The organism is Pseudomonas sp. GM21, from assembly GCF_000282215.1.
Taxonomy (GTDB): domain Bacteria; phylum Pseudomonadota; class Gammaproteobacteria; order Pseudomonadales; family Pseudomonadaceae; genus Aquipseudomonas.
Genome location: NZ_AKJS01000194.1, coordinates 22862 through 37639, shown reverse-complemented (window position 1 = coordinate 37639; position 14778 = coordinate 22862). Strand labels below are relative to the sequence as shown.

General features: G+C 57.9%; 11 protein-coding genes. 3 read left to right on the top strand and 8 right to left on the bottom strand.

The window, feature by feature from the left end; genetic code table 11:
- Nucleotides 1-183: 183 nt before the first annotated feature.
- The 3 genes from PMI22_RS01170 to PMI22_RS01180 are packed head-to-tail and all read right to left on the bottom strand — an operon-like array spanning nt 184 to nt 3479.
- Complete coding sequence (locus tag PMI22_RS01170) at nt 184-1149, bottom strand: HlyD family secretion protein (RefSeq protein WP_007949275.1); 966 nt, start codon at nt 1147-1149, stop codon at nt 184-186.
- Nucleotides 1150-1153: 4 nt separating this feature from the next.
- Nucleotides 1154-1354, bottom strand: coding sequence for a DUF1656 domain-containing protein (locus tag PMI22_RS01175; protein ID WP_007949274.1), 201 nt, complete (start codon nt 1352-1354; stop codon nt 1154-1156).
- A complete protein-coding gene (locus PMI22_RS01180; protein WP_007949273.1) occupies nt 1344-3479 on the bottom strand; it encodes an FUSC family protein in 2136 nt (711 codons plus the stop codon). The genes PMI22_RS01175 and PMI22_RS01180 overlap by 11 nt, the downstream gene beginning before the upstream one ends.
- 184 nt (nt 3480-3663) lie before the next feature.
- Here PMI22_RS01180 and PMI22_RS01185 point away from each other — a divergent pair, with 184 nt between their 5' ends.
- The 3 genes from PMI22_RS01185 to PMI22_RS01195 all read left to right on the top strand — a co-directional run bounded on the left by PMI22_RS01185 (nt 3664) and on the right by PMI22_RS01195 (nt 8115).
- Nucleotides 3664-4719, top strand: a complete 1056-nt coding sequence (locus PMI22_RS01185; protein ID WP_007949272.1) for a HEAT repeat domain-containing protein — start codon at nt 3664-3666, stop codon at nt 4717-4719.
- A gap of 226 nt (nt 4720-4945) precedes the next feature.
- Entirely contained in the window at nt 4946-6448 is a 1503-nt protein-coding gene (locus PMI22_RS01190) for an ATPase domain-containing protein (protein ID WP_007949271.1), read from the top strand.
- A 14-nt stretch (nt 6449-6462) separates the two neighbouring features.
- On the top strand, nt 6463-8115 hold the full coding sequence (locus PMI22_RS01195; RefSeq protein ID WP_409035771.1) for an ATP-binding protein: 1653 nt from the start codon (nt 6463-6465) through the stop codon (nt 8113-8115).
- Between the two features lie 30 nt (nt 8116-8145).
- Here PMI22_RS01195 and PMI22_RS01200 read toward each other — a convergent pair whose 3' ends face one another.
- From PMI22_RS01200 to PMI22_RS01220, 5 genes are all read right to left on the bottom strand, one after another.
- Nucleotides 8146-8523 carry a response regulator gene (locus PMI22_RS01200; protein ID WP_007949268.1) on the bottom strand — a complete coding sequence of 126 codons (378 nt, stop codon included), beginning with the start codon at nt 8521-8523 and terminating at the stop codon, nt 8146-8148.
- A 77-nt stretch (nt 8524-8600) separates the two neighbouring features.
- Entirely contained in the window at nt 8601-9782 is a 1182-nt protein-coding gene (locus PMI22_RS01205) for a hybrid sensor histidine kinase/response regulator (protein WP_007949267.1), read from the bottom strand.
- Entirely contained in the window at nt 9776-10369 is a 594-nt protein-coding gene (locus PMI22_RS01210) for a chemotaxis protein CheB (RefSeq protein WP_007949266.1), read from the bottom strand. Before PMI22_RS01210 ends, PMI22_RS01205 begins: the two co-directional genes overlap by 7 nt.
- Nucleotides 10366-11199 carry a CheR family methyltransferase gene (locus PMI22_RS01215; protein WP_033049786.1) on the bottom strand — a complete coding sequence of 278 codons (834 nt, stop codon included), beginning with the start codon at nt 11197-11199 and terminating at the stop codon, nt 10366-10368. The genes PMI22_RS01210 and PMI22_RS01215 overlap by 4 nt, the downstream gene beginning before the upstream one ends.
- Nucleotides 11199-14690, bottom strand: coding sequence for a response regulator (locus PMI22_RS01220; RefSeq protein ID WP_007949264.1), 3492 nt, complete (start codon nt 14688-14690; stop codon nt 11199-11201). Before PMI22_RS01220 ends, PMI22_RS01215 begins: the two co-directional genes overlap by 1 nt.
- Nucleotides 14691-14778: the final 88 nt, after the last annotated feature.

The following is a 14778-nucleotide window of genomic DNA, read 5'->3' as shown; positions in this document are numbered from 1 at the left end:
TCGCAACCAACCAATTTTTTAGCCCTGCGCCTCATTCGGTCGCGGGGCTTTTTTTTCGTCTGCTGATTCTCCAACCGACTGCAATCCCCTGTGGGAGCGAGCCTGCTCGCGATAGCGATATACCATTCAGCATTGATGTTGGCTGACACACCGCTATCGCGAGCAGGCTCGCTCCCACAGGGGTTAGTGGGTTGTCCTGTCATTGCTGTTTTCCAGAACAGTCACCGTCGCCGTTGTCCCCGCGCGCAGGATGTTGTTGCTGACGTAGTCGGCGTCAATCTGAATCCGTACAGGCACCCGTTGCGCCAGTTTGACCCAGGTATAGCTGGGGTTGATGCTGGCCAGCAAGCGCCCACCGGGCAGGTTTTCGCGGTCGGCAATAGCAACAGCGATGCTTTGCACGGTGCCACCGAAGGCTTCGCCGCTCATCAATTCGATGTTGACCCGGTCGCCCTCTGCGATGCGGGGCAACTTGGTCTCTTCAAAGTAGCCGCTGACATAAAACGACTGGCTGTCCACCAGTGCCAACAAAGGGCCACCGACAGTGGCATAGTCGCCCTGACGGGTCAGCAGGTTGGTGACATACCCGGTAACGGGAGACTCGACCCGAGTGCGTTGCAAGTTGAGTTCAGACTGGGTCAATGCCGCGATGGCCAGGTCCACATTGGCCTGGGCCAATATCAGATTAGCCTGGTTACGCAGCAGATCGGCTTCAGCCACGGTCACCTCCGTGTTGGCTTTTTCCCACTCTTCACCCGAGATCGCCGAGCGCTCCTTAAGCGTACGCCTGCGGTGCTCTTCGCTCCTTCGCTGTCTGAGCAGTGATTCGCTGGCGGCAATCGCCGCCTGGGATTGCCCCAGCGAAGCTTTCGCCACTTCCACTGAACGTTTGGAGTGTTCCACTGCCAGGGTGTAACGAGCCGGGTCGATTTCCAGCAATAGCTGACCTTTCTCAACATGCTGGTTGTCTCGAACGCCGAGCCTGACGATACGTCCCGAAACGTCGGCAGATAACGTCACCACATCAGCGCGCACCCGCGCATCCCGCGTCCAGGGGGCTCGGGTGTAATGTTCCCAGGCAAACCAGCCAAGAACCAAGGCCAGTACTACAACGCCCAGTGTGACGAGTCGGGGAAGGATGTTCTTCAAGGCATCAGGCTCCCATTACCAGAATCAAAGTTGCGCACACGCAGGCATACAGCGCGCCCTCGAATAACGCTTCATGCCATACAAAACGCAGCACGCCGAGGCGGCGCAAGCCCCAGTCCAGCGCCAGAAAAATCGGCAGCGCCAATAGCAGTGCTTGTGCGATTGGCGGCAGGTACACGCCACCCAGTTCAAAATCAATGGGCAAGGGCCGGCACTCCCGCGACGTCTACAGGTTGGAAAAACTCGCGGTAGCGCTGTATGAACGACTCCACGATCAGCAACGCTACGCGCATCCGGAACACCGACCACAGATGTTCGTGAACCTCCAGATGCAGATCGTCCAGCTCATCGCCCAAGGCGTGCAAATCCCCCAGCAGCTGGTTTAGGTCTGCCCCTGGTCGCCCGGCAACCCATCTTCCACAGTCCCGGACCGTCGCCAGTAACCGGCGTTGTTGCTCTGAACTCAAGAGCGCGTTGCCCTGCCCCTGCTGCCTGAGCTGGTTCAACGCAACGCCCAGGGCCATGCACCCGAGGCTGACCTGAAACAATTCCCCGGAAGACTTGTCGCTGGTCGCCGGCAACAAGCCCAACATCATGGTCAGTCGATCGACCATGCGGCTTTCAAAGGCAAATTGCTGTTCGTCGGTGGCTGGCGCCTTCATCAAGGCACGGACCTGCTCAGCGTTTTCCTTGAACAGCCGGCGAATCCGCAAAACGGGCCTGAACGGGAAGATCAAGGCGAAGACGCTCAATGCCAGCACCGTTGCGCTGACATAGGCGCCGGCGAACTCGAACCACTGCATCGCACTGTTCTGGCCGATACCGACGTTTTGCGGCCCCAACAATAGAAAGGTCGACAACCCAAGACCGATGCCCGTACCGGTGGTCGCCGGCGTGGCGAGCCCTACCGCGACCGCGTACAGCAACGGCGCCAACAGCAATGCCATCAGCTCGAAATTACTGATCATTGGCATCAGCATGAATTGGTAAAGCGCCGACACCAGCAACGCCAGGCCCAGGCCCCTTGCATAGCTTTGCGCAGCCAGTAGCGGTCTCGGAAAAGTCGCCATCAGCGAACAGAGAATCCCGACCAGAACCATTCCGCCGCGCGCGCCATCCCAGCCTGTCTCGATCCAGATCAGACCCGCAACCACAAACGCGGTAAAAGCCCGAATGGCGTTCATCGCGGCCAGGGTGAAATCCAGATGCAGCGGATTCTCCTGTCCCCGAAAGACGCTGCTGGCCTGACGCCCTTCCTGAATCGCGTCGCTCAATTCCAGAATCTGCTCCAGTTGCTGTAATAAACGCGCTTGCTCCCAGCGCAGGGCCCAGGCCAGCGAACGCAGTGTGGCTGGCATGGCTTCGGTCAGCTGTTCAGCCTTGTACGCCTGATCATCGAAACGCTGTTGCAATGTCGCAAAATGCTGACGCGCATCGGCCGATAGCGAGCGGCCCTTTTGCGCCAGCTCATCGAGAAACGTCAGCTCTTCGTCGCGCAAACGCTGTATTTCCACAGGTAAATCACCTTTCCAGCGCTCGGTCAGCAGTTCCCGCTGATGGCGCAGCGCCATCAACCGCGATGTCAGCAACACCAATTGGTTTCCCAGCAACTGGACCAGGCTATTGGCACTGCGTAATCGAGGCGCATCAAAGTAAAGATGCCGGCGCAATCCTTCCAGGGCGCTGATTTCACCTAGCAGTTGCATTTGCCTGCGTTGAAAATCGGCATCGCTTTCTTCCGTGCGTATGACGGCGCCGGCGTGTGTCGCCAGTAACTTGATCACTTGATCAATCTTGGTGAAGTAGCTTCGGGCCACGGCTTCCGGACGCGCCGTCAGCAGGCTGACAACGCAGACGCATGCCACCGCCAGAAGCGTCTCGGTCAGGCGCGTAACGGCCAGCAGGAAAGTGCCGTCTTGATCAGGCACGGCCAACAACGCCACCACCACCGCCGTGTAGCCGCTGAGCACGAACGCCTGGGAACTGGTGTAGCGCAACAACGTCCCACCAGCGGTGCACAGGGCCAGCCACAGGGCCAGGGTGACGATGAACGGCAGCGGCGCCTGGGGAAAGATCGCCATGATCACCACCGCCGCGGCAGCCCCCAGGGTGGTGCCGATGACCTGGCCGAAACTGCGGGCCAGTGCCATGCCAGCCAATGGCTGACTGACGATAACCACCGCCATGATTGACCACTTGGGTTGATCGAGGTCGAACAGGAACGCCAGGTACAGCGTCAGCAATCCGGCCACAATGGTTCTAAAGGCAAACAGCAGCACCCCTTGCCCGGGATTGAGTATGGCTTTGAAGTATTGAAGCAGCGGTTGCATGGGAACACTCTTGGAGTCAACTCTAGCAAGCGTAGTCACTGCTTCAAGGCCTCGACAGGTTTCAATGTCGACGCAACCTGTAGGCAAAATCCACGACATTGAGCCATGTCAGGGTTTGACTCACAGCCCGGCCTGACCGAAGCTGACGACCTTTGCAAAAGCTTGCCAGCTCCTGGATTCCTGCATGCCCCAGTCCCGCCGCTACTTGCTCGTCAGTCTCTGTGTACTGGTTGCCATCACTATCGTCTGGCTATTGCTGCGCAGCACAACGCCTGAAGTGCCCGAAGCCATCAAGCGCGGTTACAGCGAAGCGTTGACTCAGGCGCGTGCCGGTCAACCGGGGGCTGCACGGGTGCTTTACCAGCAAATGGGCCGCCCTGATCTGTCGACCAAGCGGCGAATCTGGCTGCATGCGGAGTTGCCCAATTACCCAAGCCCGCAGGCCCTGAAACTGGCGAGCGCGGACCTGCAACATCCCGATGAAGAGGTGCGGATCGCCGCGATCAAAAGCATTAGTGGTCTGGTCTCCTCCGGGCAACGCAGCCTTTTGATTGGCCCAATGCTCGATGACGACGTAGAAAAGGTACGATTTGCCGCCGTCAACGCACTGCTGGGGCTGTCGCCGGATGATCTGGGACTGTATTTCGGGCCTTTGGAGCAAGCCATCGATGCCTGGGAACTGGCCCTTAAAAGTCAACCGCCCAGCGCCCAAAACCAATACCAGTTGGCGCGCCTGCACCTGCACAATGCCGAATTGAAAGAGGCGCAGGAGGCGCTTGAGCGCACATTACAGCTAGACCCAGGCAATCTGCCGGCCCTGGTGATGCAAATTGATGTGCTCGACCGGCAAGGCCAGAGCGATGCCGCGCGCCAATTGCTGGCGAAACAGTTGAAAACGCAGCCCGACTCGGCCTATCTGCAACATGCCTTGGGGCTTTGGTTGTTACACCACGGGCAAAGTGAATTTGCCTTGCTCGGTCTTTCCAAAGCCGTGGAACTGGAGCCAGACAACAAGGACTATCGCTACGACCTGGCGACCACCTTGCACCTTGAGCAAGAACTGGAAGCTGCGCAAAAGCAATTACAGGAGATCGTCCAGCGCCACCCGGCCGACCGCAAGGCGCGGGTGCTGCTGATCAACTACTGGAAGGAAAGCGGACAGCTACAGAACGTGCAGATTCTGCTGGCGCAGCTGGAACAGCTCAACCCGGATGACCCCGCCTTGCAGCAAGGTTTGTAACACCACCCTCTGTAGCAGCCGCCGAAGGCTGCGTCCTTGTGCGTAGCAACCTCCCACCGTCCGACAACGAGCGCTACGCACTCGAACGCAGCCTTCGGCAGTTGCTACACGTCAGGTCAGCAAAAAGGTTGAACCGTCATCACCGCCAGAGGTCAAGTGAACAGGCAGTCCCTACAGGCCCCTCAAGCCTGCAGCCTCACTTCCCCTAGTCATGAGAGGGCATTTTTTGTCTACATCAAACGAGTTGTTCAGTGCAAAAGCCGCCACCGGCATCGAAGGTCTGGATGACATCCTGGCCGGTGGATTGTCCCGTGGACACGTTTTTTTGCTGGAGGGCGAACCCGGAACCGGCAAAACCACCGTCGCGTTGCATTTTCTGTTGGCTGGCGCCCGCGCTGGCGAACGCTCGTTGTACATCACGCTGTCAGAAACAGAGCGTGAGCTGCGTCAAGGCGCACTGTCCCACGGCTGGGAGCTGGATGAGAACATCCACATCTTCGAGTTGACCCCTCCGGAAAGCCTGCTCAATGCCGAGCATCAGCAAAGCCTGTTGTACTCCTCGGACCTTGAGCTGGGCGAAGCCACCAAGCAGATTTTCGAAGTGGTCGAGCGGGTCAAACCCACTCGCGTGGTACTCGACAGCCTCTCTGAAATCCGCCTCCTGGCCCAGAGCTCACTGCGTTATCGTCGGCAGATTCTGGCCATCAAACACTACTTTGTGCGTTACGACGCCACCGTGCTGTTGCTGGATGACCTGACCACCGAATCCCTGGATAAAACCGTACACAGCGTCGCGCACGGCGTGATTCGCCTTGAAGAACTGACGCCCAACTATGGCGCCGAACGTCGTCGCATCCGCGTGGTGAAGTACCGCGGCCAGAAATACCGCGGCGGTTATCATGACTTCACCATCATGGGCGACGGCGTGCATGTGTTCCCGCGCCTGGTGGCTGCCGAACACCGTGGCGGCTATGTCCGCCAACAGTTGACCAGCAGCATCAACGAAATGGACGCCCTGCTCGGCGGCGGTATCGAAACGGGTTCCAGCACGTTGATCCTCGGTCCGGCCGGTACCGGTAAATCGCTGATCTCGATGATATTCGCCGCTGCCGCCGTGGCGCGTGGTGAAAAAGCCGCGCTGTTCATCTTCGATGAAGAACTGGGGCTGTTGTTTGAGCGCATGAAGAACATGGGCATCGACCTGCAGGCGCTGCAAGACACCGGCAACCTGCTGATCGAACAAGTGGACGCCGCTGAACTGTCCCCCGGCGAGTTCTCCCACCGCGTGCGCCGCTGTGTCGATGAGCGTGAAATCAAAACCGTGGTGATCGACAGCATCAACGGTTATCAGGCCGCGATGCCCGAGGAGAACGCACTGGTGCTGCACATGCACGAGTTGCTGCTGTACCTCAACCGGCGAGGCGCTGCGACGTTCATGACGGTCGCCCAACACGGGCTGGTCGGTGACATGCAGGCGCCGGTCGACATTACCTATCTGGCTGACACAGTGATTCTGTTGCGCTACTTCGAAGCCGTGGGCAAGGTTCGCCGGGCAATCTCGATCATCAAGAAGCGCACCGGCAGCCATGAATCGACCATCCGCGAATACCGCATCGGCAGCCGGGGCATGACGATTGGTGAACCACTGGATGCATTCCAGGGCGTATTACGTGGCGTGCCAACGTATCTGGGCGCGAGCCAGCCGCTGCTTCAGGACGATATCCGGTGAGTATCATCGAGGCGATGTCCGAGCGCGCGATCATTCTCGCGCCGCTGGGACGCGACAGCCAGATTGCGCTGATGATGCTCAATGAAGCGGGTTTCGAAGGCATTGTGGCCCGCGATCTGTCGACGTTGTGCAGCGAGCTGGTGCAAGGTGCCGGATTGCTGGTGATCTCTTCGGAAGCGCTGATCGGTTGTGCTCTCGACCCTCTTCTGCATCTGATCGAGCAACAACCGGCGTGGTCCGACCTGCCGATCGTACTGCTGACCCATCATGGAGGTCCCGAGCAGAACCCGGCTTCGCGACTCGGACCGCAGCTGGGTAATGTGACCTTCCTTGAGCGCCCGTTTCATCCGGTGACCTTGATCAGCCTCGTCACCACCGCACTGCGCGGACGGCGACGACAATATGAGGCCCGGGACCGGTTGATCGATTTGAGCCAAAGTGAGCTCCGTCTGCAAAATACCCTGGAAACCCTCGAACAACAGGTCGAGGAGCGCACCGCCCAACTGCGGCACAACGAAGAAGCCCTGAGGCAGTCGCAGAAAATGGAAGCGGTGGGCCAACTTACCGGCGGTATCGCCCATGACTTCAACAACATGCTGACCGGCATTATCGGCAGCCTGGAGCTGCTGCGCCGGCGCTTGGCTCGCGGCCGCACCGAGGACCTGGACGGGTTGATTGATCTGGGCGTGACTTCGGCGAACCGCGCAGCGGGCCTGACCCATCGTCTATTGGCGTTCTCGCGGCGCCAATCGCTGGATTCCAAACCGGTGGAGATGAACACGCTGGTGGTGTCCATGGGCGAACTGCTGCAACGCAGCATCAACGAAAGTATTCAGCTGGACATGCAGTTGAGTGACGATCTTTGGGTCGCCGAGGCTGATCCCAACCAACTGGAAAGCGCCCTGCTCAACCTTGTGCTTAACGCTCGCGATGCGATGCCCGAAGGCGGCACGCTGGTCGTCAACACCTCCAATCAGCAGCTGGATTCGGCATTCGTTGCGGACCACGGCAATTTGCTGCCTGGTGATTACGTCGTGCTGCGAGTGACCGACACCGGCTGTGGCATGGCCGAAAGCACGATCAACCGGGCCTTTGACCCCTTCTTTACAACCAAACCGATCGGCCAGGGCACTGGGTTGGGGTTGTCGATGATTTACGGCTTCAGCAAGCAGTCTCATGGTCACGTCACGATCGACAGCGAAGTGGGCCACGGCACATCGGTGAGTCTGTTTCTGCCGCGTTACAGCGGGGATCTGGCCGAGGAAAGCCTGAGCGACATCCAGCTTGCCCCACACGCTCTGGACGGTGAAACCGTACTGATTGTCGAAGACGACCCGGCGGTACGCGTACTGGTCAGCGCGGTATTGAGTGAATTGGGCTACGCCTTCGTTGAAGCGGGCGATGCTGACAGCGCGGTGCCGATTCTCGAGTCCGACCAACGTATTGATCTGTTGATCAGTGATGTGGGATTGCCGGGAATGAATGGCCGGCAATTGGCGGAAATCGGTCGGCAGTATCGGCCTGACCTGAAGGTGTTGTTCATCACCGGCTATGCCGAACACGCGGCCGTTCGTGGAGGGTTTCTGGACCCCGGCATGCAAATGATCACCAAACCCTTCACCTTCGACCTGCTGACGGCCAAGGTGCGAGAGATGATCAGAATCTAAGCGCCCCCCCGACAACCGATTGCAACGAGCTCAGGACAGCATTTGCTGCATGAGCTCTTGCAGTTCATCCAGATCGAACGGCTTGGCCAGGATCGGCGCGGTTTTGGTGATGGGGCTGTCGGTCTCGCGGATTTCCTGCGGATAACCGCTGATAAAAATCACTTTGAGTTCCGGTCGCAGCTTCACCGCAGGCTCGGCGATCTGTACGCCGGAAATCCCGCCGGGCAAGCGAAAATCAGTGATCATCATGTCCAGGTGCGGTTTGCTCGCCAGTATTTCAAAGGCCTGCTCGCCGTTTTCGGCCTGCAGCACCCGGTAACCTTCACCCGACAAATAAGCGGACAACACCATCAGAATCGAGGGGTCATCCTCGACAATGAGTACTACATCTTGCGCATCTTCACTCATGGGAAGCCTTTGTTCGGTCAATAGCTGCTGATACGACCGTCGGGTCGATCAGAGGTTGCGTTTATCTGGCTGTTTTCCTACAGCGGCAGACAAACGCGAAATAAGGCGCCTTCGTTGATTTTGCTCTCGACGGCGATGGAACCGCCATGGGCGGCAACAATTTGTTCTGAAATAAACAGCCCCAAACCCAGCCCCGCAACCACGGTTTTGGCTGAAACACGCTCGAACTGTTGAAAAATACGCTTCTGGTTTTCTTCGCTGATGCCGATCCCGCGATCCTGCACCTCAACCCGGGCCTGACCTTCATGTGCGTAAACCCGTACGTCTATCTGGCTCTTGCCACCATAACGCAAGGCGTTGGTCAGTAGATTTGAAATGACTTGCTCAATGCGGAATTCGTCCCAGTTGCCGACTACTGGGTGCTCAGCAACAAAGTGTGTGGAACACTCGGCGGTATCGACCTGGGGCGCAAAGTTTTGCAGAAGGTTGCTGACCAATTGCACCAGATCAAATCGGCTCGGCCGGATCGACAGCTTCCCGGTGCGGATGCGCGACACGTCCAGCATGTCTTCGATCAGGCGGATCAGGCTTTTGATCTGGCGCTCATCGCGGTCGACCATGGCGTGCATCTTGTCCAGCGTGAACGCCGAAGCGTTGTCCCGGGCCAGGTGCATCTTGCGCAACTGGGTTTCAAGGATCAGGCCATTGAGCGGCGTGCGCACTTCGTGGGCGACGATCGACATGAAGTCATCGCGCATACGCACCGCCTGCTCCAGTTCCAGCTGAGTGCGCTGCAACTGCTTGAGCAGCTCTTCTTGCTCGCGACGGCTCTGTTCCAGCGCTTCAACCTGCTGCTTCATCGCCTTGCTCTGGCGATACAGGTCCACGAACACGTTGACCTTGCTCTTGACCGCATGGATATCCAGCGGCTTGTGCAAGAAATCGACCGCCCCGCTTTCATAGCCTTTGAACGCGTAGTTCAACTCGCGACCGGCCGCACTGACAAACACGATCGGGATGTTTTTGGTTTTTTCCGTGCCGCGCATCAATTCGGCGAGTTCAAAGCCATTCATGCCCGGCATCTGTACATCGAGAATGGCCATGGCGAATTCGTGCTGCAACAACAGCGACAAGGCTTCATCGGCGGACAAGGCTTTGTAGACCATACGGTCTTCACGCTTGATCAGCGCTTCGAGCGCCAACAGGTTCTCCGGCAGATCGTCGACGATCAGCAATTTGGCTTGAATGTTACTTAACATGCTATTCGTTCCAGCTCGACAAGCAGACGGCCGATGCCGCGGACAGTGAGAATATGGTCAGGCTGCTGAATATCCAGCGCTGCCTGGGGCATGGTCGCGACCTGCGCCTCAGTCGGGTCTTGCACAACCGTCAGGCCACCGCGACGTTTAACGTGCGAAAGGCCACGGGCCCCATCGCGATTGGCCCCGGTCAGCAGCACGGCGGCCAAGGCTGAACCGTAGGCATCGGCTGCGGATTCGAAGAGGTAATCGATGGCGGGACGCGAATGATGCACTCGATCTTCCAGGCTCAACGAGAAGCTGTGGTCCTGTTCCACCGACAAGTGATAACCGGGTGTGGCGAAATACAGCGTCCCCGCTTCGACCCGGGTTTTATCGGTCGCTTCCATTACAGGCATCGATACCCTGCGTGCAAACACCTCGGCCAACAGGCTGCGGCGCTCGTCAGGAAGGTGCAGCACCACAATGATCGGCAGTGTGAAGCCTTCACGCAGCGGGCCAAGAATCGTGAGCAACGCCTCGACTCCGCCGGCCGAAGCGCCGATCACGATAGCCTTTATTGAAGGAACATCTGCTGCGTCGCTCATGATTTTCGGTAGATCCGTTCTTGTTTGACCAGCGGCTCAAACCGGTTGCCAAAGGCTGAAAAATCCGGTGTTTCCTTGCTGCCCAGCACCAGGAACCCACGGTGACACAGGGACTCATGGAACAACCCGAACGCACGATCCTGAAGTTTTTTATTAAAATAAATCAATACATTACGGCACGAAATCAATTGAGTTTCTGAAAAGACACTGTCGGTCGCGAGGCTGTGATCGGCGAACGTCACGTTCTCACACAGGCTCTTGTCGAAAATCGCGTAACCATAAGCCGCGGTGTAGTAGTCGGCGAATGAACACTGGCCACCTGCCTGCTGATAGTTAGAAGTGTAGGCCCGGACATTTTCCATGGAGAAAATCCCCTGCTTGGCCTTTTCCAGTGAGTGTGGGTTGATGTCAGTGGCATAAATGATGGTGCGGTCGAGCAAGCCTTCTTCACGCAGCAGAATCGCCATCGAATAGACCTCTTCACCCGTGCTGCAACCGGCGATCCAGATCTTGATCGATGGATAGGTCTTGAGCAGAGGCACTACTTCCTTGCGGATCGCGAGGAAGTGCGAAGGGTCGCGAAACATTTCGCTGACCGGGATCGTCAACAGTTGCAGCAATTGCATGAAAGCGGTCGGGTCGTGCAGCACCTTTTCTTGCAGGGCCGAGATGGTGTTGCACTCGAATTGAACCAGCGCATGATTCACCCGGCGCTTGATTGAAGCGCCGGAATAATCGCGAAAGTCGTAGCTGTACTTGAGGTAAATGGCCTCAATCAACAAACGCAATTCGATTTCGCTATTTCGCTCCACTGAACAAATGCCTTCCACTAGATGCGTTCCATCTTCGGTAACCACACGCGAATCAGCGAGAACAGTCGGTCCAGGTCGATGGGCTTGGCCAGGTAATCGTTGGAGCCGGCTTGCAAACAGCGCTCCTGATCGTCCTTCATGGCCTTGGCCGTCACCGCAATGATCGGCAGCTTGCGCCAGCGCGGGTCCTTGCGGATCTCGATAGTGGCTTCGAAGCCATCCATCTCCGGCATCATCACGTCCATCAACACCAGATCGATGTCCTCGACTTCATTGAGTCTTTCAATCGCTTCACGACCGTTTCGGCCAATAACCACGACTGCACCCTTTTGCTCCAGAGCACTGGTGAGGGCGAAGATATTGCGAACATCGTCGTCCACCAGCAGCACCTTGCGACCCTCGAAGACCTTGTCGCGGCTGCGCGCGGTCTTGAGCATCCTCTGCCGTTCATGGGACAACTTCGATTCGACTTTGTGCAGAAAGAGTGTGACCTCATCCAGCAATCGCTCAGGCGAGCGAGCGCCCTTGATGATGATCGAACGCGAATACTTGCGCAGCTCGGCCTCTTCATCGCGAGTCAGGTTGCGTCCGGTGTAGACAATCACCGGCGGGAACGAGCAGATGTCTTCGGTGGACATGCGCTTGAGCAAGTCGTTGCCGAGCATGTCCGGCAGCTTCAGGTCGATGATCATGCAATCGAAAATCGTCGTGCGCAGCAGGTCCAGAGCATCCTGAGCCAGTCCAACGGCCGTGATTTCGATGTCTTCGTCGCCGATCAGGCGGGCAATGCTGTCGCGCTGCAGGTCGTCGTCCTCCACCAGCAGCACCCGTTTGACCTTTTGGGTCAGCTTGGCTTCGAGGCGGGCGAACACGTCCTTGAGTTCTTCGCGGGTGGTTGGCTTGACCGCGTAACCGATGGCGCCCATGTGCATTGCGGCTTCAACCCGGTCTTCAACCGAAATCACGTGCACCGGAATGTGCCGGGTTTCGGCGTGTTCCTTCAGGCGCTGCAATACGGTCAGACCGGAGTGATCGGGCAGGCGCATGTCCAGCAAAATGGCGTCGGGAATAAACTCCTTGGCCAGGTCATAACCTTCGTCGGCACCGTGGGCGACCAGGCATTGATAGCCCAGTTCATGGGCGAGATCGTAGAGGATGTGCGCAAAGTTGGGCTCATCTTCCACCACCAGAATACATCGCGTCTTGAACGGCGCTTGAGCGCGGTCATCATTGAAGCGCGGAATATCCACCTCGGCAATCAGCGGCACCAGCGCTGCCGCTGCCACGCGGTGGGTGATTGCCATGGGGGACGCCTTCATCGGTTCGACAGGCGTGTCGCCCGGCTCGACATATTGCTGAGGCAAGACCAGGGTGAACACACTGCCCTGCCCCGGCTCACTGGTTACGCTGATCGAACCACCGAGCAGCGCGGCCAGGTCCCGGGAAATCGACAAGCCCAGACCGGTGCCGCCATAGCGCCGATTAGTGGTGCCATCGGCCTGGCGAAACGCTTCGAAAATACCGTCCTGCTGGTCCTCGGCAATACCGATACCGGAGTCGCGGATGATAAAGGCGACGCCGTTATTGGGCTGCGACGCCACGGCCAGGCTGACCGAGCCCCTCTCGGTGAACTTCACTGCGTTCGACAGCAGATTTTTGATCACTTGTTCCAGACGCTGGCGATCGGTGAAGAGCATCTTCGGCGAACCGGGTTGCGACTCGACATGAAACGCGAGGTTCTTGTCCGCCGCCATCGGTTCGAACATCCCGCGCAAACCGTCTACCAGACGCTCGACGCTGACGTTCTCGGGATGCATCTCCAGTTTGCCGGCCTCGACCTTGGAAATATCGAGGATGTCGTTGATCAGATTGAGCAAGTCATTACCGGCGGAATAGATCGACTCGGCGAATTTCACCTGCTCGGCCGTGAGGTTTTCCTGCGGGTTTTCAGCGAGCAATTTGGCCAGGATCAACGAACTGTTCAGCGGCGTGCGCAATTCGTGGGACATGTTGGCGAGAAACTCGGACTTGTACTTGCTGGAGCGCTGCAACTCCAGTGCGCGATCTTCAAGCTGCACCTGAGCCTGATTGAGCTCGGTGTTTTTCAGGTCCATGGCATCGCGTTGATCCGCCAGGATCTGCGCTTGCTCAGCGAGCTGCTCGTTGGTCTGTTCCAGTTCGACCTGCTGGGTTTCCAGGTGCGCCTGGGACTCCTTGAGAATTCGCGACTGTTCTTCCAGCTCTTCGTTGGCAGTCTTGAGCTCTTCTTGCTGCACTTGCAGCTCTTCATTGAGCTGCTGGGTTTCGCCCAACACTTCCTGCAACCGTTGGCGATAGCGAGCGGCCTCGATGGAAGTGCCGATGTTGCCGGCAATCAACTCCAGCAACTCGATGTCACGATCATTCAACGGCCGCAGGAAACCGAGTTCGATCACGCCGTTGATCCGCTCGTCATCACTGGTCGGCACCACGAGCACGCTATGCGGCAGGCCTTCGCCCAACCCGGAACTGACCTTGAAGTAATCGCGGGGAACGTCATCAAGACGGATCAGGCGAGCCTGGTTCGCGACCTGACCGACAATCCCTTCATCGCTGTAGATGTGCTGGTCACGTTCTTCCTGCTCACGGGAGAAACCGTAAGAAGCAATACGCTTGAGGCCGCCGTGCTCTTCGCGAACATAAATGGCGGCGACAGCGGTGCCCAGGTACTGCGCGCAAAACTGCAAAATGTTGCGGCCCAATACATTGAGGCTCAGTTGCCCCAACACTTGTTCGGCCAGCTCGGTCTGGCCATTGCGCAGCCAGGCCTGTTGTTCCAGACGCCGGGCGCTGACTTGTTGTGCCGCCAGGTTGGCACTGTAGACTTGCGAAAGATTGAGCAGGTCGCGACGGCCAATGTAGGCCAGCAAGGCGCTGATACTGGCGACGAACAGCAGGTACAGGCCGATGCTCCAGATCGTGGTTCGGCGCACTTCGTCGTTACGCGTGGCGCGCAACTGCTGCTCCATATCGATCACTTCTTCGAACTGCTTGCGAATTTCATCCGTCAGCCGCTTGCCGCGCCCGGTCTTTACCGCGGCGCGGTAATCCCCGCTGGTACGCTGCAAATCGATCATCGATTGCGCGTAGGTGGTCCAGTCCGTCTGCAAAGCTTGCAGACGACGCACACGATCGGTCTGCGCCGGGTTGTCAGCGGTGAGTTCCAGCAAAGTGTTAAGAGCGACCGTGATTCTGGGTTTGGCGGTTTCGTAGGGATCAAGAAAGCGTTCATCGCCGGTCAGCAGGTAACCGCGCATGCCGGTTTCCAGATCAACCGTCAGCTTGGAAGCTTCATTGGCGTTATTGATCACCCGGTCGGTGTGCTCGACCCACTGGATCACCGACAACAGATAAGTGATCAGCGAGACAAAAAACACCGCACTGATGACGCCGACCCCCAATGGCAGGCTGACGTTGCGGCTCAGGAGTTTGCGGAATCGTTGCTCATCAACCGAAGACGCAGTGGTCATGGGGAGGCCTTGTCGAACTGTTCAAAACGAAGGAGTTTGCCCCAAAAAAGGGGATGTGATCCAATTTTCTACCGCGTATCAAGGTAAA

Bases quoted from the DNA above. Each gene is read 5' to 3' on its own strand.
- PMI22_RS01180 (WP_007949273.1), bottom strand. From the start codon at position 3,479: ATGCAACCGCTGCTTCAATACTTCAAAGCCATACTCAATCCCGGGCAA.
- PMI22_RS01185 (WP_007949272.1), top strand. From the start codon at position 3,664: ATGCCCCAGTCCCGCCGCTACTTGCTCGTCAGTCTCTGTGTACTGGTT.
- PMI22_RS01195 (WP_409035771.1), top strand. From the start codon at position 6,463: ATGTCCGAGCGCGCGATCATTCTCGCGCCGCTGGGACGCGACAGCCAG.
- PMI22_RS01200 (WP_007949268.1), bottom strand. From the start codon at position 8,523: ATGAGTGAAGATGCGCAAGATGTAGTACTCATTGTCGAGGATGACCCC.
- PMI22_RS01205 (WP_007949267.1), bottom strand. From the start codon at position 9,782: ATGTTAAGTAACATTCAAGCCAAATTGCTGATCGTCGACGATCTGCCG.
- PMI22_RS01210 (WP_007949266.1), bottom strand. From the start codon at position 10,369: ATGAGCGACGCAGCAGATGTTCCTTCAATAAAGGCTATCGTGATCGGC.
- PMI22_RS01220 (WP_007949264.1), bottom strand. From the start codon at position 14,690: ATGACCACTGCGTCTTCGGTTGATGAGCAACGATTCCGCAAACTCCTG.